The organism is Streptomyces sp. CB01249, assembly GCF_001905735.1.
Classification (GTDB): domain Bacteria; phylum Actinomycetota; class Actinomycetes; order Streptomycetales; family Streptomycetaceae; genus Streptomyces.
The window spans coordinates 1,083,685-1,103,014 of the sequence record NZ_LISW01000001.1 but is presented as its reverse complement, the minus strand read 5'-3'; the positions used below and the strand labels follow the sequence as shown (position 1 = coordinate 1,103,014).

17 protein-coding genes and 1 riboswitch are annotated in these 19,330 nt (G+C 72.0%); of the genes, 4 read left to right on the top strand and 13 right to left on the bottom strand.

Features of this window, described 5'->3' with window-relative positions; genetic code table 11:
* Positions 1–10 precede the first annotated feature (10 nt).
* From AMK18_RS04645 to AMK18_RS04635, 3 genes are read left to right on the top strand one after another with little or no spacing between them, the layout of a single operon-like run.
* Complete coding sequence (locus tag AMK18_RS04645; protein WP_073861733.1) at positions 11–823, top strand: STM4013/SEN3800 family hydrolase; 813 nt, start codon at positions 11–13, stop codon at positions 821–823.
* On the top strand, positions 820–2,169 hold the full coding sequence (locus tag AMK18_RS04640; RefSeq protein ID WP_073861732.1) for an STM4012 family radical SAM protein: 1,350 nt from the start codon (positions 820–822) through the stop codon (positions 2,167–2,169). The genes AMK18_RS04645 and AMK18_RS04640 overlap by 4 nt, the downstream gene beginning before the upstream one ends.
* 7 nt (positions 2,170–2,176) lie before the next feature.
* Entirely contained in the window at positions 2,177–3,070 is an 894-nt protein-coding gene (locus tag AMK18_RS04635; protein ID WP_073861731.1) for an STM4011 family radical SAM protein, read from the top strand.
* Between the two features lie 19 nt (positions 3,071–3,089).
* Here the strand turns inward: AMK18_RS04635 and AMK18_RS04630 are convergent, their stop codons facing one another.
* A complete protein-coding gene (locus tag AMK18_RS04630) occupies positions 3,090–3,914 on the bottom strand; it encodes an SGNH/GDSL hydrolase family protein (protein ID WP_018100134.1) in 825 nt (274 codons plus the stop codon).
* Between the two features lie 183 nt (positions 3,915–4,097).
* Positions 4,098–5,021 carry a M23 family metallopeptidase gene (locus AMK18_RS04625; protein ID WP_073861730.1) on the bottom strand — a complete coding sequence of 308 codons (924 nt, stop codon included), beginning with the start codon at positions 5,019–5,021 and terminating at the stop codon, positions 4,098–4,100.
* A gap of 3 nt (positions 5,022–5,024) precedes the next feature.
* A riboswitch (cyclic di-AMP (ydaO/yuaA leader) is annotated at positions 5,025–5,184 on the bottom strand.
* A 408-nt stretch (positions 5,185–5,592) separates the two neighbouring features.
* Between AMK18_RS04625 and AMK18_RS04620 the strand changes: the two genes are divergently transcribed.
* Positions 5,593–6,405, top strand: coding sequence for a tyrosine-protein phosphatase (locus AMK18_RS04620; RefSeq protein WP_073861729.1), 813 nt, complete (start codon positions 5,593–5,595; stop codon positions 6,403–6,405).
* 11 nt (positions 6,406–6,416) lie between these two features.
* Here AMK18_RS04620 and AMK18_RS34815 read toward each other — a convergent pair whose 3' ends face one another.
* From AMK18_RS34815 to hpnC, 11 genes are all read right to left on the bottom strand, one after another.
* Positions 6,417–6,593, bottom strand: a complete 177-nt coding sequence (locus AMK18_RS34815; RefSeq protein WP_018100137.1) for a DUF6126 family protein — start codon at positions 6,591–6,593, stop codon at positions 6,417–6,419.
* A 10-nt stretch (positions 6,594–6,603) separates the two neighbouring features.
* On the bottom strand, positions 6,604–7,212 hold the full coding sequence (locus tag AMK18_RS04615) for a helix-turn-helix domain-containing protein (protein WP_018100138.1): 609 nt from the start codon (positions 7,210–7,212) through the stop codon (positions 6,604–6,606).
* A 62-nt stretch (positions 7,213–7,274) separates the two neighbouring features.
* On the bottom strand, positions 7,275–8,672 hold the full coding sequence (locus AMK18_RS04610; protein WP_018100139.1) for an aspartate aminotransferase family protein: 1,398 nt from the start codon (positions 8,670–8,672) through the stop codon (positions 7,275–7,277).
* On the bottom strand, positions 8,669–10,597 hold the full coding sequence (gene dxs / locus AMK18_RS04605; protein ID WP_073861728.1) for a 1-deoxy-D-xylulose-5-phosphate synthase: 1,929 nt from the start codon (positions 10,595–10,597) through the stop codon (positions 8,669–8,671). The genes AMK18_RS04610 and dxs overlap by 4 nt, the downstream gene beginning before the upstream one ends.
* Before the next feature lie 82 nt (positions 10,598–10,679).
* Positions 10,680–11,699 (bottom strand): adenosyl-hopene transferase HpnH, encoded by a 1,020-nt coding sequence (gene hpnH / locus AMK18_RS04600; protein WP_018100141.1) that lies wholly within the window; start codon positions 11,697–11,699, stop codon positions 10,680–10,682.
* A gap of 5 nt (positions 11,700–11,704) precedes the next feature.
* Entirely contained in the window at positions 11,705–12,355 is a 651-nt protein-coding gene (locus AMK18_RS04595; RefSeq protein WP_073861727.1) for a phosphorylase family protein, read from the bottom strand.
* Complete coding sequence (gene shc / locus AMK18_RS04590) at positions 12,355–14,358, bottom strand: squalene--hopene cyclase (protein ID WP_073861726.1); 2,004 nt, start codon at positions 14,356–14,358, stop codon at positions 12,355–12,357. The genes AMK18_RS04595 and shc overlap by 1 nt, the downstream gene beginning before the upstream one ends.
* A gap of 106 nt (positions 14,359–14,464) precedes the next feature.
* A complete protein-coding gene (locus AMK18_RS04585) occupies positions 14,465–15,568 on the bottom strand; it encodes a polyprenyl synthetase family protein (protein ID WP_051083889.1) in 1,104 nt (367 codons plus the stop codon).
* Positions 15,565–16,953, bottom strand: coding sequence for a hydroxysqualene dehydroxylase HpnE (hpnE, locus tag AMK18_RS04580; protein WP_073861725.1), 1,389 nt, complete (start codon positions 16,951–16,953; stop codon positions 15,565–15,567). Before hpnE ends, AMK18_RS04585 begins: the two co-directional genes overlap by 4 nt.
* Before the next feature lie 146 nt (positions 16,954–17,099).
* A complete protein-coding gene (hpnD, locus tag AMK18_RS04575) occupies positions 17,100–18,053 on the bottom strand; it encodes a presqualene diphosphate synthase HpnD (protein WP_073861724.1) in 954 nt (317 codons plus the stop codon).
* Complete coding sequence (gene hpnC / locus AMK18_RS04570) at positions 18,050–18,970, bottom strand: squalene synthase HpnC (protein WP_018100147.1); 921 nt, start codon at positions 18,968–18,970, stop codon at positions 18,050–18,052. The genes hpnD and hpnC overlap by 4 nt, the downstream gene beginning before the upstream one ends.
* Positions 18,971–19,330 lie beyond the last annotated feature (360 nt).

Genomic DNA, 19,330 nt, shown 5'->3' with positions numbered 1-19,330 from the left:
CGACCCCGATATGAGCGAGGTCGTGGGCAGCCACGACCTGCTGTTCGTCACCCTGGACACCCTGCGGTACGACGTCGCGGCCGAGCTGGCCGCCGCCGGGCGCATCCCGAATCTGGCCCGCCATCTGCCGGGCGGTGTCTGGGAGAAGAGGCACGCCCCGGGCAGCTTCACGTATGCCTCGCACCAGGCGATGTTCGCGGGGTTCCTGCCCACCCCGGCCGCGCCCGGGCCGCATCCCCGGCTGTTCGCCGCCCGGTTCGCCGGGAGCGAGACCACGGCGGAGCGCACCTTCGTGTTCGACACCCCGGACCTGGTGTCGGGGCTCGCGAAGGAGGGATACCGCACGGTGTGCGTCGGCGGTGTGGGCTTCTTCAATCTGCGCGGCCCGCTGGGCTCGGTGCTCCCCGGGATGTTCCAGGAGGCGCACTGGGAGCCGGAGTTCGGGGTTGCCTCGCCCACCTCGTTCGAGGCGCAGGTGACCCGCGCCGAGGAGGTGGCCGCCGCCCTGCCGCCCGAGCAGCGGCTGTTCCTCTTCGTCAACGTCTCCGCGCTCCACCAGCCGAACTGGTTCCACCAGGACGGGGCGACCCGCGACGCCGGTGACAGCCGTGCGACGCACGCCGCGGCTCTGGAGTACGTGGACGCCCACATCGGCCGGCTCTTCGCCGCCGCGAGCAGCCGCCGCCGTGCCTTCGCGATCGTCTGCTCCGACCACGGCACGGCCTACGGCGACGACGGCTACACCGGCCACCGGCTCGGCCACGAGTCCGTCTGGACCGTCCCGTACGCCCAATTCTTCCTGGAACCGGGGGCCGTCCGATGACCGTGACGCACACCGTCCGCCCGTACGAGAGCTATGTGTACGCCTATCCGCACAAGACGGCGTACCGCCCGCTGGCCGGGCAGCCCGGCGGACGGCCCGGGCTGAGCGAGCTGTGGGCGGGGGAACGCAAGGACGCGCTCTCCCTCTATATGCACATCCCGTTCTGCGAGGTCCGCTGCGGCTTCTGCAACCTCTTCACCCGGATCGGCGCCCCCGACGAGCTGACCTCGCGGTATCTCGACGCGCTGGACCGGCAGGCGAGCGCCGTACGGGACGCGCTGGGCGACGCGGAGCCGGTACGGTTCGCCGCCGCGGCGTTCGGCGGGGGCACGCCCACCTTCCTGACGGCGGGCGAGCTGGAGCGGCTGTGCGACATCGCGGAGAAGCGGATGGGCGCCGATCTGCGGTCCGTCCCGCTGTCCGTCGAGACGTCCCCGTCCACCGCGACCGCCGACCGGCTGGCCGTGCTCGCCGAGCGGGGCGCGACCCGGATCAGCATCGGGGTGCAGTCCTTCGTGGAGGCCGAGGCCCGCGCGGCGGTGCGCCCGCAGCACGCCGCCGACGTGGAGCAGGCCCTCGGAGCCATCCGGGACACTTCCATACCCGTGCTCAACATCGACCTGATCTACGGCATAGAGGGCCAGACCGAGCGGACCTGGCAGACCTCGCTGGACGCGGCGCTGCGCTGGCGGCCGGAGGAGCTGTATCTCTACCCGCTGTACGTGCGCCCGCTGACCGCGCTGGGCCGGCTGGCGAAGAGCGAGGCCGACGCGGCCTGGGACGAGCAGCGCCTGCGCCTCTACCGGGCCGGCCGCGACCACCTCCTGGCCCACGGCTACGAGCAGGTGTCGATGCGGATGTTCCGTCGCGCCGACGCCCCGCGCGCGGAGGGGCCCGACGACTACGCCTGCCAGACGGACGGCATGATCGGCCTGGGCTGCGGCGCCCGCTCCTACACCTCGCGGCTGCACTACTCCTTCGACTACGCGGTCCGGATGAGCGAGGTGCGGGGCATCATCGACGCCTACACGGCCACCGCGGACTTCTCCCGCGCCGAGGTCGGGCGCTACACCGACGGGGACGAGGCGTGCCGCCGCCATCTCCTCCAGTCGGTGCTCCAGGCGCAGGGCATGCCCGTGGACGAGTACCGCGAGCGGTTCGGCACCTCGCCGTACGAGGACTTCCCGGAGGAGCTGGCCCGGTTCGAGGCCCGGGGCTGGCTGGACGCGGAGGCGCGGGGGCTGCTGCGGCTGTCGCCCGAGGGGCTGGCGTACTCCGACGCGCTGGGCCCGGAGCTCTTCTCCCCCGCCGTGCGGGCCGCGATGGCCGCGTACGAGCTGAAGTGAGGGACCCGTGGACCTGACGATTCTCTACCGGGGCCCGCTCGCCTCCTGCGACTACGACTGCCCGTACTGCCCGTTCGCCAAGCGGCGCGACAGCCGGGAGCAGCTGCTGGCGGACCGGGCGGCGCTCGAACGGTTCACCGCGTGGGTGGCGGCGCAGACCGGTGACCGGATCTCGGTGCTGTTCACGCCGTGGGGCGAGGGGCTGGTGCGGTCCTGGTACCGCAGGGCGATCGTGGAGCTGGCGGGCCTCCCGCACGTGGGCCGGGTCGCGATCCAGACGAACCTGAGCGGGCGGACGCGGTGGCTGGCCGAGGCTCCGGAGGCGGCCCGCGAACGGATCGCGCTGTGGTGCACGTACCACCCGGGGCAGACGCCGTACGAGCGTTTCCTCGGCCGGTGCGCGGAGCTGAGGGACCTCGGGGTCCGGCACAGCGTGGGTGTCGTGGGGTTCGACGCCCATCTCGGCGAGGCGCGGCGGCTGCGCGCGGCGCTCCCGGAGGAGGTCTACCTCTGGGTCAACGCGGCCGAGGGGCACACCTACACGGACGAGGAGGCGGAGCGGTGGACGGCGATCGACCCGCTGTTCCCGTACAGCCGCCATCCGCACCGCTCGGCGGGGCTGCCCTGCCGGACCGGTGAGTCGGTGATCTCGGTGGACGGGGAGGGCACGGTGCGCCGCTGCCACTTCGTCCGGGCGGAGCTGGGCAATCTGTACAACGGGAGCTACCGGCGGGCGCTGGGGCCGCGGGCCTGCCCGCTCGCCGTCTGCGACTGCCACATCGGCTATGTGCACCTGGAGACGCTGCCGCTGTACGACGTCTTCGCGGGCGGGGTCCTGGAGCGCGTCCCGGCGGCGCTGCCGCTGTCCCCGGTCGCCGCGACGCGGTCGCGGGGCGACTGAGGACAGCGGAGGAGGCCGGTCAGAGCGGCAGCAGGTCGGGCCGCTTCGGCTCGACGTGGTCCCCGGAGGACTCGCCGCGCAGCCGCCGCCCGATCCACGGGACGAGGTATTCGCGCGCCCAGTGGATGTCGTCGCGGCGGATCTCCAGCGTGCCGCGCGGGGGCTGCGGCGGCCACGGCTGGTCCGGGTCGGCCGGCACGTCGAGGCCGAGGACCTGGGCGGCGCGGAGCGCGACCCGGGTGTGTCCCTCGGGCGACAGGTGGAGCCGGTCGCCGTCCCAGGCGCGCCGGTCCTGCACGGAGCGCAGCGACCACAGGTCGAGGACCGGGCAGTCGTAGCGGTCGGCGATGGCCCGGACATGGGCGGTGTAGGTGGCGATCTTGCCGCGCAGATGGCGCAGCACGGGGACGCCACGGGTGTCGAAGCCGGTGGTGATCATGACGGTGCCGACCGACCGCGTGAGGTCGGCGACCGCCCGCTCGAAGCGTTCGGCCACGTCGTCCGGGTCGGTGCCCGGCCGGATGATGTCGTTGCCGCCGGCGCAGAAGCTCACCAGATCGGGGGCGAGTTCCTTGGCGCGGGGCACCTGCTCCTCGACTATCTGGTCGAGGAGGCGTCCTCGTACGGCGAGATTGGCGTACCGGAAGTCCCCGGTCGCCGGGCCGGGCTCAGGGAGCCGGTCCGCGAGGAGTACCGCGAGCCGGTCGGCCCAGCCGACGAACGTTCCGTCCGGGCCGGGGTCGCCGACTCCCTCGGTGAAGCTGTCGCCAATCGCCGCGTACGACCCGATGGCGCCCTGTCGGTCGATGGCGCCCTGTTGAAGGTTGTTCGAATCGTCTGCCACAACCGCATATCCTGCACCCCGGAATGTGACCTACGCGACCGTAATAAGGGGTTGACGGGTGGTGAGATAAACCACCCGGTCAGTTTTCGGTAAAGGGGGAATAAGCAGAGGGACGACGCACCGCCGTGCGCCGTCCCTCTGTGTCGTTCAGTGACCCGGATCACCGGGCCGGTACTGCCTGGATCAGACGTTGATCCCGTGCGACGCCAGGTAGGCGATCGGGTCGATGTCCGAGCCGTACTCCGGGCCGGTGCGGACCTCGAAGTGGAGGTGCGGGCCGGTGGCGTTGCCGGTGGAGCCGGAGAGGCCGACCTGCTGGCCCGCGGTCACGGTCTGGCCCGCCGAGACGGAGAGCGAGGACATGTGGCCGTACTGGGAGTAGTGGCCGTCGGCATGCTTGATGACGACCTGGTTGCCGTAGGCGCCACCCCAGCCGGCGGTGACGACGGTGCCGGAGGTGATGGCCTTCACGCTGGTGCCGGTGGAGACGGGGAAGTCGATGCCGGTGTGGCTGCCGCTGGACCAGTTGGCGCCGGAGGCGCGGTACGCGGTGGTGTGGTTGCCCGGGACCGGGTGGACGTAGCCGGAGGCGTTGTCCTGGGAGGCGGGGGCCTCGGTCTTGGTCTCGGTCTGCGCCTCGGTCTTGGTCTCGACCTTGGGCGCGGCCTTCGTCTCGGCCTTGGGCGCGGCGGCCTTGGGCGCGGCCTTGGCGGGGGCCTCGGACGTGGTGGCGGCGGGGGCCGCCTTGGCGCCGAGGGTCAGCTTCATGCCCGGGAAGATCAGGCTCGGGTTCTCGCCGACGACCTCGCGGTTGTCCTGGTACAGCTTGTGCCAGCCGCCCTTGAGGTGGTGCTGGGCCGCGATCTTCGACAGGTAGTCGCCGGAGACGACGGAGTACGTGGTGGTGCCGGCGCTCTTCGCGGGCTTGGCCGGGGCGGTGTGCGCGGCGACCGACTTCGACGTGGCCGGGGCGGACTGCTCCGCGGCGTGGGCACCGGTGGCGCCGAGCAGCGGAAGCGCGATGACGGCTCCGCCGGCGCTCGCGGCGACGACGCCACGGGCGATGGTGCTGGACTTGGGACGGCGGTGCTTACCCGAATTGGGCATGAAGAATTTCCTCTCCGGCGCCTGCGAGGTGAGCTGTCGGGTTCGGGCTGGAGATGCCCGGCCGCGCCTGGCGCGACTTCACCCCTAGCCGTCCGGTCGTCCCGGTCGGCGGCTTACCTGGTTCCCCCGCTCCTGCCACACGGTGAGTGGGTGCGAATTCCGGACGGCGGCAGGATTGGGCGTTCCATCCGGATGGCATGGAACGTAAGCGAGCCGGGACGACGGAAACAAGCCACGGGTTCGGCACCGGATTCCGCACCGGAATTGCGGTGCGGAATTCCGGTCACACTCCGTGGATTACGGATCTTGGCTTTCCGCGCGACGCGGGGAGTACCCAGCCGGGGCGTCACCACACACCGTCACGGATATGATCCCGCTCACGAGCGGGTGATCATCTCCCGTACAAACAGGGCAAGTTATATACATTCCGGCAATACGGACATGTCATGGCCATCGTCTGCCCGGCAGCGGAGCCGACGGCCGAGATGATTGCCCCAGGAACCGATGTCGTATCGTCGCGGTCGTGGACCCGTCGGCGACACGCGCCGGGGCAGAGCCTCCAGGAGTGACCGTGACGCAGCAGCTGCCGCAGACCCCGCCGACGGAGCCCGTTCTCACCGGCGTCCGCAACTTCCGCGACGTAGGCGGTCTGCCCACCACCGACGGGCGCCGGGTGCGCCACGGCAGGCTCTTCCGCAGCGGTCACCTGGCCCACGCCACCGCCGAGGACGCGGCCTTCCTCGGCGGGCTCGGCCTGCACACCGTCTTCGACTTCCGCAACGCGGCGGACCACAAGCTGGACGGCCTGGACATCGAGCTGCCCGGCGTACGGAACGTGAGCATCCCGCTCAGCGACCCGGCGGACGGCGCCGAGTTCTGGCGGATGGTGCGCGACGGGAACATCACGGAGCTGCGCTCGATCCTGGCCGACGGCAAGGGGACCCGCCGCATGGTCGCCTCGTACCGCTCGATCATCCTGGAGCGCACCGCCGAGCACAGCCGGGTGCTGCACGCCCTGGCCGAGGACAGCGTCCCCGCCCTGATGCACTGCGCGGCCGGCAAGGACCGGGCCGGGCTCTCGATCGCGGTGACGCTGCTGGCGGTGGGCGTCGGGCGGGAGACCATCGAGGCCGACTACCTCAAGTCGAACGACGCGCACCGCCGCTACCGCATCCGGCGCAGCGACACCTCGGCGACCGGGATGTCCCCCGAGGTGCTGGAGCTGCTCAACCCGCTCTTCGGCGCCCAGCCCGACTACCTCGCCGCGGCCTTCTCCGCCATCGACGAGACCTGGGGCGGCACCGACCGCTATCTCGCCGAAGGGCTGAAGCTCGCGCCCGCCACCCGTGAGCAGCTGCGCGAACGGCTCCTCGACGAGAGCTGAGGCGGCCCGGCCTACTGGTTGTGCATGCCGACCGCGAAGAGCAGATACAGGAACGCGGCGATGACGTGCCCGGCCACGAGGTAGGCGAAGAGCCGGATGACGAGCCCGCGGGGCATCTTCTTCTCCTGGCTGTCGGCGCCGGGGCGCGGAGCCGGAGTGAGCGGGTCGTAGTGCTCGGAATCGGACATGACAAGCCTCTCAGAGACGGTGGACCCGGCCGCCGAGGCACAGGTCGGCGGCGGGGCTCTGCAGCAGGGTGTGGACGAAGAGCAGCTCGGCGCCCTCGGGTTCGGGGGCCGCGATCCGGTGCGGGGTGAGCGAGTCGAAGTGCGCGCCGTCGCCGGGCGCGAGGTCGTGCACCGTCTCGCCGAGCGTCACCCGGAGGCGGCCGGTCAGGACGTACAGCCACTCCTCGCCGGGGTGGACGCGGACCAGGTCGCCCTGGGCGCCGTAAGGGACGCGGACGCGCAGCGCCTGCATGGCCCGGCCGGAGCCGCCGGCCTGCTGGTACAGCCAGCCGTCGGCGGCCGCGCCCTCGAACGGGCGGCCGCGGACGATGGCGTCCCGTTCCGGGGGCGTCTCGCCGAGGAGCTCGGAGACCGTCGTACCGTAGATCCTGGCCAGCTGGAGCAGCATCGGCAGAGAGGGCTGGCGCCGGCCCGTTTCGAGCCGGGAGAGGTGGGCGGGCGAGAGCCCGGCCCGCTGGGCCGCGGTCTCCAGGGTGAGACCACGGCCTCGGCGCAGATCGCGCAGGCGTGGCGCGACACCGGGCAGCTCATCGGCCGCCAGGTCGTCCGGAGGATTCATGCCTCCATTGGGCCAAAGACTTTCCCCTGAGGCAAATTTCTTGCCTCAGGGGCAAAAACGTCTCAGCGGTTGGCGACGGCCTGCTTCACCAGGGTCCGCCCGAAGTCCCACATCAGTCCCCCGCCGCTGTGCGCGTCGTCCATGACGGCGGTGAACGCCTCCACGAAGCGGTCGACGTCCGCGTCATCGATGACCAGCGGCGGGATCAGCTTGATCACTTCGAGGTGGTCGCCGGAGACCTGGGTCAGGATGCGGTGCTTCTGGAGCAGCGGCACGACGACCATCTGCGCGAAGAGCCCCTTGCGGGCCGCCTGGAGCATGGTCCACCGGCTGCGCAGCTTCAGCGAGGTCGGGCGGCCGAACTCGATGCCGATCATCAGCCCGCGCCCCCGCACCTCGTGCAGCAGCTCGTAGCGCCCGACGAGCGCGGACAGCCGCTCGCGGAGCAGGTCGCCGGTGCGGCGCGCGTGCGCGACGGTCTCCTCGTCCTCCATCACCGACAGCACCGCGAGCCCCGCCGCCATGGCCTGGGCGTTGGAGCCGAAGCTCGCGGAGTGGACGAGGACCCGGTCCATCGAGGAGTAGACGCGCTTGAAGATCCAGTCCTTGCCGAGTGTCGCCCCGACCGGGACATAGCCGCCGGAGAGCGCCTTGGCGACGCAGACGAGGTCCGGTTCCACGCCTTCCTCGTGCTGGTACGCGTAGAAGTCGCCGGTCCTGCCGAGGCCGGTCTGCACCTCGTCGGCGATGAGGAGGGCCTTGTGCTTGCGCAGCAGCTCCTGGGCCTCGCGCAGATAGCCGGGCGGCGCGGCGAGCACCCCCTTGCCCTGGATCGGCTCCACCACCAGGGCGGCGACATCGCCGCGCTTCAGCTCCCTGCTCAGCGCGGCGAGGTCGCCGAGCGGGATCGCGGTGTCGGGCAGCAGCGGGGCGAAGCCGTCCCGGAAGCCGCCCTCGCCGTTGACCGAGAGCGAGCCGGTGGTCAGCCCGTGGAAGGCGTGGTCGCAGTACAGGACGCGCGGCCGGCCGGTGGCGTACCGGGCGAACTTGAGGGCCGTCTCGACGGCCTCGGTGCCGCTGTTGCCGAAGAACACCCGGTCCAGGTGCGGGCTGTGGCTGAGCAGCTTCTCGGCGAGCAGCCCGGGCAGCGGCTGGCAGTCGAACCGGGTCAGGTCGGCGAGCGAGGCGTCGAGGACGTCGTGCAGCGCCTTGCGTACGACGGGGTGGTGCCGGCCGAGCCCCATGACGCCGAATCCGGCGAGCATGTCGAGGTAGTCGTTGCCGTCCGCGTCCCAGAAGTGCGCGCCCTCGGCGCGTTCGTAGACCTTGTCGAAGCCGATGGTGTGCAGCATGCGCGGGAGCTGGTGGTTGAGGTGCTTGCTGTGCAGCTCGTAGCGTTCGGCGCCGCGCTCGGCGAGAAGCCGCGCCAGATCGAAGCCCTTGGGCTCGTCGTCCTTCATGCCCCGCTCTCCTTGTGCCCGTTGCCCGGAGCGTCCTGCCCCGTGCCGTCGGCCGCCTTCCGGGCGGCCGTGACGGCGCTGATCCGGCCGGCGATCTCGACCGGTGTGAGTCCGATGTCGGCCAGCACCTCGGACCGCTTGCCGTGCGCGAGGAACTGCTCGGGGATGCCGAAGGTGCGCAGCGGTACGTCGACACCCGCGTCCCGGAGCGCCTGCCCGACCGCCGAACCGACGCCCCCGGCCCGGCTGTTGTCCTCGACCACCGCGACGAGCCGGTGCGCGGCGGCGAGCGGTGGCAGCGCCGCGTCGACCGGCTTCACCCAGCGGGGGTCCACCACGGTGCAGCAGATACCGGCGCCCGACAGCAGTTCGGCGGTGCGCAGGCAGACGGAGGCCATCACGCCGACGGCGACGAGGAGCACATCGGCGTCCTCGTCGCGGCGCAGCACGTCCATCCCGCCGATCCGGCCGACCGCCTCGATGTCCTCCCCGACCGACTCCTTCGGGAACCGCACCAGGGTCGGCGCGTCGTCCACGGCGACCGCCTCGCGCAGTTCCTCGCGCAGCCGTTCCGCGTCGCGCGGGGCCGCGATCCGCAGCCCGGGCACGACCTGGAGCACGGACAGGTCCCACATGCCGTTGTGCGAGGCGCCGTCGGGCCCGGTGACCCCGGCCCGGTCCAGGACGAAGGTGACCCCGCACCGGTGCAGGGCGACGTCCATCAGGAGCTGGTCGAACGCCCGGTTGAGGAAGGTGGCGTAGACGGCGACGACCGGGTGCAGCCCGCCCGTGGCGAGCCCAGCCGCGCTGACCGCCGCGTGCTGCTCCGCGATGCCCACGTCCCAGACGCGGTCCGGGAACGCCTCGGCGAATTTCGTCAGCCCGACCGGGTCCCGCATCGCGGCGGTGAGCGCGACGACGTCCGGGCGCTCCGCCCCGATCGCCGCGATCTCGTCCGCGAACACGGAGGTCCAGGAGGGGCCGGCGGCGGGCGCGAGCGGGACACAGGTCAGGGGGTCCATCGCGCCGACGGCGTGGAAGCGGTCGGCCTCGTCCTGGAGGGCGGGGGCGTAACCGCGGCCCTTCTCCGTGATGCAGTGGACGAGAACCGGGCCCCGGAAGCCCTTGGCACGGTGCAGGGCGGCCTCGACGGCGGCGGTGTCGTGTCCGTCGACCGGGCCGATGTACTTCAGCCCCAGGTCCTCGAACATGCCCTGCGGGGCGACGAAGTCCTTGAAGCCCTTCTTGGCCCCGTGCAGGGCCCCGTGCAGCGGCTGCCCGATGACGGGGGTGCGTTCCAGGAGGCCCTTGCCCCAGGACAGGAAGCGTTCGTAGCCGTCGGTGGTGCGCAGGGTGGCGAGGTGACGGGCGAGGCCGCCGATCGTGGGCGCGTACGAGCGCTCGTTGTCGTTGACGACGACGATCAGCGGGCGGTCCTTGGCGGCGGCGATGTTGTTCAGCGCCTCCCAGGCCATGCCGCCGGTGAGGGCCCCGTCCCCGATGACGGCGACGACGTGGCTGCCGCGTCCGCGTACCTCGCCGGCCTTGGCGAGGCCGTCGGCCCAGCCGAGGACGGTGGAGGCGTGCGAGTTCTCGATGACGTCGTGCTCGGACTCCTCGCGGGACGGGTAGCCGGAGAGCCCTCCCTTGCCGCGCAGCTTGGAGAAGTCCTGGCGCCCGGTGAGCAGTTTGTGCACGTAGCTCTGGTGGCCGGTGTCCCACAGGATGCGGTCGACGGGCGAGTCGAAAACCCGGTGCAGGGCGATGGTCAGCTCCACCACCCCGAGGTTGGGGCCCAGATGGCCCCCGGTCCTGGCCACGGCCTGCACCAGGAACGTGCGGATGTCGTCGGCGAGTTCGCCGAGTTGTGACGCGTTCAGTGCCTTCAGATCGTGCGGCCCCCGGATGCTCTGCAGCAGCGTCATGCCCGGGCCCCCTCTCTGTGGTCCTGTTCCTGCTCAAGGTGATGGCCGGGCTCCGCGCGGGAGCCCGGCCGGGTGTCGAGGCTCAGCCGTTGCCGCCGACGGTTTCGCGCATGGCACGCAGGGACTCCTTCAGGGAGCCCATGGTGGCGAGGACGGCGGTGGGTTCGTAGCCGCAGTGCGCCATGCAGTTGGCGCAGCGCGGGTCCTTGCCCCGGCCGTACTTGTCCCAGTCGGTGTCCTCGATGAGCTGACGGTACGTCGGAACGTAGCCGTCACTCATCAGGTAGCAGGGCCGCTGCCAGCCGAACAGGGAGTAGTTGGGGATGGCCCAGGCGGTGCACGGGAAGTCGGCCTTGCCCTCCAGGAAGTCCAGGAAGAGCGGCGAGTGGTTCAGCCGCCACCGGCTCCGGTTGCCGCCGGCGAAGGACTTCTTGAACAGCTCGCGGGTCTGCTCGACGCCCAGGAAGTGCTCCTGGTCGGGAGCCTTCTCGTACGCGTAGGCGGGCGAGATCATCATCTCGTCGACCTTGAGGTCGTCGTTGAGGTAGTTGAGCACCTCGATGATGGTCTGCGGGGTGTCGGTGTTGAAGAAGGTGGAGTTGGTGGTGACCCGGAAGCCGCGCCGCTTGGCCTCCTTGATCGCCGCCACCGCCTCGTCGAACACCCCTTCCTTGGCGACCGATTCGTCGTGCCGCTCGCGCAGCCCGTCGATGTGCACGGCGAACGCGAAGTAGGGCGAGGGCGTGAACTTCTCGATCTTCTTGCGCAGCAGCATCGCGTTGGTGCAGAGGAAGACGTACTTCCTCTTCGCCACCAGCTGGCGCACGATCTCATCGATCTGAGGGTGCATCAGTGGTTCGCCGCCGGCGATGGAGACCATCGGGGCGCCCGATTCGAGTACGGCGCCCACGGCCTGGGCCACGGGCATGCGCTGCTTGAGGACTCCGGCCGGGTGCTGGATCTTCCCGCAGCCCTCGCAGGCGAGGTTGCAGGCGTACAACGGCTCCAGCTCGACGATCAGCGGGAACTTCTCCCGCTTGCGGAGCTTTTGTTCAATGAGGTACGTCGCAACCTTGATGGACTGACGAAGCGGCATGGCCATCTAGCTCACCTCCTGGGGAGCAGCAAAGATCGGTGCCATTCATAGAAAGCCGGCAGGACGGCACGAAGAACGCGGAAAGCCGATATTCCACCGCGGAACGTGCCGATGCGGACGAGCTCATGCTCCGGAGCGTCCACGACCACCCGTACGGCGGCAACCGGGCGTGGCCCGGACCGCAGGGCGGTGCGCAGGGTGGCGGCGGACTCCATGTCCACCGCGATCGCCCCGGTGGCCCGCAGCTCGGCCCGCTCATGTCCCCGGACGACATGGTCGGACCCGGTGAGCGGGCCGGTGTGTACGGTGCGCCCCGGTACGGCCCTGGCCAGCGCTTCGGCCAGCAGCTCCGCACCGGTGCACGGGACGGGGTCCCCGGCGGCCCGGGTCTCCTCGGCCACCACCAGGTCGCCCGGGTGCATCCCGGGCGCGAGGCCGGCGCAGAACCCCGAGGCGATGACCGCGGTGTCCGGCGCCCCGCCGTCCCGTCCGAGCGCGCGCGCCACGGCGGTCTCGGCCGCCCTGGGGCCCATGCCGGTACGGAGCACGGTGACCCGGTCCGGGGCGTCCACCGCCCTCCCCCTGCCGGTGCGCAGGGCGAACTGTTCGATGCCGAGCGCGCAGGCGATCAGCAGCGGGGCGGCCGGCCCGGCCTCTGCCATCAGGCCCCCTCACGCGTCGGCGTGCGGCCCGCGAACGGGTCGCCGTGGACGTACCGCCCGAGGGCGGTGAGCGGGAAGACCTGCCGGTAGAGGTGGTAGTTGATGGAGAAGTCCCAGGGGAACCCGGTGCCGGTGAAGTAGGGCTCGTCCCAGGAGCCGTCGGCCTGCTGGGTCTCGGTCAGCCAGGCGATGCCCCGGGTCACGGCGACGGTGTCCCGCCGCCCCGCGGCGAGCAGTGCGAGGAGGGCCCAGGCGGTCTGGGAGGCGGTGGACGCCCCCTGGCCGATCCACTTCTCCTCGCTGTAGGAGCGCAGGTCCTCGCCCCAGCCGCCGTCGTCGTTCTGGACGGACTCCAGCCACTCGACCGCGCGCCGGATCGCCGGGTGCGACGGGGGCAGCCCGGCGGCGGTCAGCGCGGGGACCACCGACCCCGTTCCGTAGACGTAGTTGACGCCCCAGCGCCCGAACCAGCCGCCGGCAGGGTCCTGTTCGGCCAGCAGCCACTCGATGCCGCGCCGGGTGACGGGGTCGGCGGCGCGGCCCTCGACGGCCAGCATCTCCACCACGTGCCCGGTGACGTCGGCGGACGGCGGGTCGATGACCTCGCCGAAGTCGCAGAAGGGCAGCCGGTTGGGGAAGGGGCTGGTGTTGTCCGCGTCGAACGCGCCCCAGGCCCCGTTGCGGGACCGCATGCCGACGTTCCAGCGCACACCGCGCTCGATCGCGGCGTCCACCCGGGCCTGGTCGGGGTGGCGGACCCGGCGCAGGGCGAGGACCACCTCAGCGGTGTCGTCGATGTCGGGGTAGTTGTCGTTGTGGAACTCGAACGCCCAGCCGCCGGGCTCCAGTCCGGGCCTGCGCACCGCCCAGTCGCCCGGCCGGACGATCTCCTCGGCGAGCATCCAGTCCGCCGCCCTCACGAGCGCCGGGTGGTCGGGGGCGACCCCGGCGTCGGCGAGCGCGATGGTGGCCAGGCAGGTGTCCCAGACCGGGGACTGGCACGCCTCGATCATGCGGGTGCCGTCCTCGCGCCACACGGCGAAGCGGTCGAGCGATTCGAGGCCCGCCCGCATCACCGGGTGTTCGAGGTCGTAGCCGAGGAGGTGCAGGGCGATGACCGAGTAGACGGCGGGCGGCTGGATGCCGCCCCAGCAGCCGTCGTTCTCCTGGCGTTCGATGATCCAGCGGGCCGCGGAGTTCATCGCGACCCGGCGCAGCCGGCGCGGCGCGAACCGGTGGTAGACGTGCAGCGCCTTGTCGAGCCGCTGGAAGAGCCCGTCCCAACTCCGCGCGGGCGCGGGGCGCTTGGGCGGATTCGGGTTCGCGGGGTCGGTGTGCAGCTCGTCCAGGGCGAAGGGGGCGGGCCGAACCGGCCGCTTCGCCGACACGATGGTGAGCGGCACGATGGTCTGGCGGGCCCAGCAGCCGAAGTCGTAGATGTTGAGCGGGACCCACTTCGGGAAGAACATCAGCTCCGGGGGGAGCTCCGGCAGGTCGTCCCACTTCCACCAGCCGAAGAGGGCCAGCCAGATGCGGGTGAAAACCCGGCTCGCGGCGATGCCGCCCTGCTCCCGGACCCAGCCCGCGGCGCGGACCATGTGCGGGTCCTCCGGCCGGTCGCCCGCCAGCCTCAGCGCGACGTACGCCTCGATGGTGGTGGAGAGGTCCGCGGGGCCGCCGTGGAAGGTCGCCCACGTCCCGTCGCCGAGCTGTTCGCCGCGGATGAATCCCGCGGCCGCCCGGACCGTGGCGGGGTCCTGGATGCCGAGGAACTGACGGAGCAGAAGGTCCTCGGCGTCCATCGTGACGTTGGTGGCGAGGTCCCCCTTCCACCAGCCCTGCTCGTCCTGCCTGCCGAGGAGGTGCTCCACCGAGCGCTCCGCGGCCCGCCGCGCGGCGGCGAGTACACCGTCCGCGGCGATGGTTGATTCGGTTGTCGTTCTCCTGGCCGAGGCTGCGCGGGGGTCAACGGCCCCGGTGCTTCCGTCGGTCGTCGCTGTCATGGCTTCCCCTTCGTGCAGGTGGTCCTCTGCTGTGCTGGGGTCTCCGTCGGCCGGCACCCGTGGGGGCGCCGGCCGGCGACTGCGAGTCATATGGACCAGATAGTGATCATCTCTTTCGTACGACGACGAAGTCCGCGAGCGCGGTGAGCTGCGCCCGCACGGGTTCCGGCATGTCGACACCGTGCAGCACCTCTATGGCGACCGCATGCTGACGACGCGCCTCCTGGGCGGTCCACTCGCGGCCGCCCGCCTCCTCGATGAGCGCCGCACGGGCGGCGAACTCCTCCTCGGAGAAGCTGTCGAAGTCGCTGCTCTTGGCGTCGGCGGCGAGCAGCTCGCCCAGGCGCTCGGAGGCCGGTCCGCCCGCGGCGAGCGCGGCGACGACCGGCAGGGACTTCTTGCGCTGGCGCAGATCGCTCCAGGTCTGCTTGCCGGTGGACTCGGGGTCGCCCCAGATGCCGAGCAGGTCGTCGACCGCCTGGAAGGCGAGCCCGAGGTGGTGGCCGTACGCCTCCAGGACGTCGGCCGTGCGGTCGTCGGCTCCGCCGAGCACCGCGCCGATGGAGCAGGCGCAGGCGAGGAGGGCGCCGGTCTTGTTGCCCTCCATCTCCAGGCACTCCTCGACCGTGACGCGCTCGCGGTGCTCGTAGGAGATGTCCTGGGCCTGCCCGTCGATGAGCTTGCGGGTCGCCGTGGTCAGCCGTCGGGCCGCCCGGCCCGCCTCGGCCGTGCCGAGCTCCAGCAGGACCTCGTTGGCCAGGGCGAACAGGGCGTCGCCGACCAGGATGGCCTGGGCGGGGCCGTGCACCTTCCACACGGTGTCGCGGTGGCGCCGCTGCTCGTCGCCGTCCATCAGGTCGTCGTGCAGCAGCGAGAAGTTGTGCACGAGTTCGACGGCGACGGCGCCGGGGATGCCGGCCTCGGCCGCGGCGCCGGCCGCCTCGGCCGACAGCAGGGCCAGGGCCGGGCGGACGGCCTTGCCGCCGTCCCCGTCGGCGGGCCTGCCCTGGGCGTCGATCCAGCCGAAGTGATAGGCGGCCACGGTGTCCATGGGCGGTGCGAGCCGGTCGACGGCGGCCCGGAGCACCGGCGTGGAAAGGGCCCGTCCGCGCTCCAGAAGCGCGGTGACGTCCGTGGTGTCCGCCACGGTGTCGGAAGCCGGATTCGCCGGGGTCACTGACTCTCCTCTTGTTCCGGTGGTACTGCTCATGCCGCCTCCTGCAGCGGATGTTCATGGGGGCGGCCGAGCGCCAGGAGCGCGGCGTCCGCGGCACCCGCGCCACTGCGGACCGCGCCCTCCATCGTGGCGGGCCAGCCGGTGGCGGTCCAGGCACCTGCCAGGAAGAGTCCCGGGGCGCGGGTGAGCGTCCCGGGGCGCAGCCGGCCGACGCCGGGTGCGGGTGCGAAGGTCGCGGTGCGCTCGCGGGTGACGAAGAAGTCCCGGATGCCGGCGCCTCGGGCGGCGGGCAGCAGCTGTTCCAGCTCCGGCAGGTAGCGGGCGCGCAGTTCGGCGACGGGCAGTTCGATCTCCTCGTCGGCCGCGGACTGGGAGACCGCGAGGTACTGCCCGGGTCCGGTGAGGCCGGAGGCCTCGGTGCGGTCGAAGACCCACTGGACCGGGGAGCCGAGCGCGGCGAAGAAGGGCCGCTTGAGCACCTTGCGGTCGTAGACGACGTGGACGTTGAGGATCGGGGACGTCCCGATCTCCAGGAGCTTGTCCGGTGCGTCGAGCGCGCCCTCGGGCAGCAGGTCGTGGGTCTCGCGCTGCGGCACGGCCAGGACGACGGTCTCCGCCTCGATCCGTTCGGCGCCGGTGTCCACGACCCAGTGCCCGTCCTCGGTGCGGGCGAGGCCGTGGGCCTTGGTGCGCAGTTCGGTGCGGACCCCGGCGGAGTCGAGGGCCTTGCGGCTCATCGTGTCGTGGATGTCCCCGAGGGGTACGGCGGCCCAGCCGATGTCGGCGGCGCCCGCGTCGGAGAGCAGCCCGGTCTTGAAGACCTTCGCGGCGAGCCCGAGCGAGGCGTTGGGGGCGGTGGCGTTGAGGGTGGCGACGCCGACGAGGTCCCACAGCGCCTCGATGGTGCGCGGCGACTGGCCGTGCCGGGCGAGCCAGCTGCCGAAGTCCTCGGCGTCGAGGGCCGGGTCGTCCGGGTCGAGCTTGCCGAGGGCGAGCGCGGCGCGGGCGACACCGGCGCGTTCGGCGAGCGAGAGGTGCGGGTATCCGGCGAGCCCGGCGGCGAGGTGCAGCGGGACCGGGAGCGCGTTGCGGCGCAGCCGTCCGAGGCGGGGGCCCGCGGGCCGCCCGACGTCCAGGACGGGCACGTCCAAACGGTTTTGCAGGGGTGCCAGGCGGGTGCCGTCGACCCGGTCGAGGAACCAGCGGTAGGCGGTGCAGCAGCGCAGGTAGACGTGCTGGCCGTTGTCGACCGTCAGCTCGCCCCGGCGGAACGAGAAGGCGAGTCCGCCGAGCCGGGGCCGCCCTTCGAGCAGGGTCACGTCAAGCCCGGCGTCGGCCAGGCGGAGCGCCGCCGTGACACCGGCGAGCCCGCCGCCGATCACGACCGCGCGGGACGGACGCGTCGCGTCGTCGTTCATGCGTCCCCCTCTCGGCTGCTTGCCCATCGGCCGTGCTCGGATCGGTCCTGCCCAGACAGGGACGCGGCGGCCCGGGCGGGGGTTGCCCGCCGTCCGCCGCGTTCGTCCTTGATGCACATGGTGCGCGAGATGTACCTGAGGCGCATTCAGACACGCCCTCGGGCCGTGCGCCGTGAGATGTGCCGGGCGTCGAGACCGGACAGGCCGCGCACCGCGACGTACGCCTTCTCGTGGCCCGGGAGCGAGACCCGGCCGCGCAGCACCGCCTCGGGGTCGCGCTCGATGCGGTCGAGGAGCCTGCGGTAGATGCCGGCCATGGCCGCCACGCAGGCGCCGCTGCGCCGGTCGAGCATCGGCAGCAGCCGGTAGCCCTCGGCGAACAGGGCGCGGGCGCGCCGGACCTCGAAGTGGACGAGGCCCGCGAAGTCGGAGCCGGGCGGCGGGGTGGCCCGCTGGAAGCCCGCGGAGCAGCCGAACTTGGCGAGGTCGTCGGCGGGGAGGTAGGTGCGGCCGTTGCCCGCGTCCTCGCGGACGTCGCGCAGGATGTTCGTCAGCTGGAGGGCGAGGCCGAGGGTGTCGGCGTACTCGGGGGCGCGCTCGGCGCCGGGGGCGCCGGGCTCCGTGCCGAACACGCCGAGGCTCAGGCGCCCGATGGCGCCCGCGACGCACCGGCAGTAGACCTTGAGGTCGTCCCAGGTCTCGTAGACGGCACCGTCCACGTCCATCAGGACGCCGTCGATGAGCTCGTCGAGCCCGTCGAGCGGCAGCGGGAACCTGCGTGCGGCGTCGGCGAGCGCGACGGCGACCGGGTCGGTGTCGTCCTCCTCGACCTTGCCGGCGCGGACGCGGTCGAGCAGGGTGCGGGTGCTCTCCAGGCGGACGCGCTTGGTCTCCGGCTCCAGTTCGCCGTCGCCGATGTCGTCCACCCGGCGGGAGAGGGCGTACAGGGCCGACATGGCCTGCCGCTTCTCGGCCGGCAGCAGCCTGATGCCGTACGCGAAGTTGCGCGCCTGCTGTCCGGTGACGGCCTCGCAGTAACTGTAAGCGGCCTGTACCGGTGCCGACATGTACGTCGTCTGTCCCTCCACGGTCCGGCTCATCCCTCTCTACGCGCTTTTCGCAAAACAACTCCCACTTCGCGCAGCAGGCTGGGCTTGGTGGGTCCGGGCGGTCCGGGCAGTACGTCGAATCCGGCGGCCGCGATCGCGGTGAGGGCGGCGCGTCCTCCTCCCACGAATCCGGCGAGAAGCAGCCTGAGCCTGCCGTGGACGCTACCCACCAGGGGGGTGCCTTCATTCAGCAGATCCCGGGCGCGTTCCGCTTCGTACGCGATCAGGGAGCGGACCGAGGCGTTGGCGGTGGGTGCCGCGAGGTCGGTCTCGCCGACGTGGAAGCGGGCCATGTCCTCGGCCGGAAGATAGATGCGGTCGCGGCCGAGGTCCTCGGCGACGTCCTGGAGGTGCTCCACGATCTGCAGTGCGGTGCACACGGCGTCGGAGCGGCGCAGCCGTTCGGGGCTCGCGGTCCCGGTGAGCTGGAGGACGAGGCGGCCGACGGGGTTGGCGGAGAGCTCGCAGTAGGCGAGCAGTTCCTCGTACGTGCCGTAGCGGCGGACCTTCTGGTCCTGCCGGTTGGCCTCGATGAGGCCGATGAACGGCTCAGGGGTGAGCGCGCGGCGCCGGGCGGTGGGGCGCAGCGCCCGCATCAACGGGTGGTGCGGGGTCTCACCGGTGGTCGCGAAGACGCGGTGCAGGTCGCTCTCGAGCGCGTCGAGCATCGCGAGCCGGTCGTCGCTCTGCGCCGGTTCGAGCCCGAGGTGCACGGCGTCGGCGCCACCGGGGGCGAGGTCGCCGTCGCCGATGTCGTCCACGAGCCGGGCGAAGCCGTAGACGGCCATGAGGTCGTCGCGCCAGGCGCGCGGCAGGAAGAAGGGTGCGACCGGAAAGTTCTCGTGGGCTGCCTTGCCGAGGGTTCCGGATGCGGCGGTATCGAGCCGCGCCTGCCGGGTACGGGTCACTGCGGACCGCCCTGCGCGGGGACGGCGTGAGCACCTCGGAGCGGGAGATCTTCCGTCATAGCCGTCACAACTCCCGTTCTACACTGCTGACCCAAAATACCCCATTCCGGACACGCCGCCCGCCCTTCCGAGTGCCGAGGACGGCTCCCGGCCGTCCTCCCAGGCGGTATCGCCCCACTTGCGGCGAATCAGCACCGGTACAGCTTACGTTGTACAACGCTCATCCAAACGCCGGGGTACGGGCCGCGCGGCACCGGCCCCGGGGCCCGCGTCAACTTTCCCCCCGCGGGAGCGCGTTCACGTCATCCGGCGGGAGGAGATCGCGACGGCCGCCGTACGACGAGGCGCGGATGTCCGGAC

Bases quoted from the DNA above. Each gene is read 5' to 3' on its own strand.
- AMK18_RS04645 (WP_073861733.1), top strand. From the start codon at position 11: ATGAGCGAGGTCGTGGGCAGCCACGACCTGCTGTTCGTCACCCTGGAC.
- AMK18_RS04640 (WP_073861732.1), top strand. From the start codon at position 820: ATGACCGTGACGCACACCGTCCGCCCGTACGAGAGCTATGTGTACGCC.
- AMK18_RS04625 (WP_073861730.1), bottom strand. From the start codon at position 5,021: ATGCCCAATTCGGGTAAGCACCGCCGTCCCAAGTCCAGCACCATCGCC.
- AMK18_RS34815 (WP_018100137.1), bottom strand. From the start codon at position 6,593: ATGTCCGATTCCGAGCACTACGACCCGCTCACTCCGGCTCCGCGCCCC.
- AMK18_RS04615 (WP_018100138.1), bottom strand. From the start codon at position 7,212: ATGAATCCTCCGGACGACCTGGCGGCCGATGAGCTGCCCGGTGTCGCG.
- AMK18_RS04610 (WP_018100139.1), bottom strand. From the start codon at position 8,672: ATGAAGGACGACGAGCCCAAGGGCTTCGATCTGGCGCGGCTTCTCGCC.
- dxs (WP_073861728.1), bottom strand. From the start codon at position 10,597: ATGACGCTGCTGCAGAGCATCCGGGGGCCGCACGATCTGAAGGCACTG.
- hpnH (WP_018100141.1), bottom strand. From the start codon at position 11,699: ATGGCCATGCCGCTTCGTCAGTCCATCAAGGTTGCGACGTACCTCATT.
- AMK18_RS04595 (WP_073861727.1), bottom strand. From the start codon at position 12,355: ATGGCAGAGGCCGGGCCGGCCGCCCCGCTGCTGATCGCCTGCGCGCTC.
- shc (WP_073861726.1), bottom strand. From the start codon at position 14,358: ATGACAGCGACGACCGACGGAAGCACCGGGGCCGTTGACCCCCGCGCA.
- AMK18_RS04585 (WP_051083889.1), bottom strand. From the start codon at position 15,568: ATGAGCAGTACCACCGGAACAAGAGGAGAGTCAGTGACCCCGGCGAAT.
- hpnE (WP_073861725.1), bottom strand. From the start codon at position 16,953: ATGAACGACGACGCGACGCGTCCGTCCCGCGCGGTCGTGATCGGCGGC.
- hpnD (WP_073861724.1), bottom strand. From the start codon at position 18,053: ATGAGCCGGACCGTGGAGGGACAGACGACGTACATGTCGGCACCGGTA.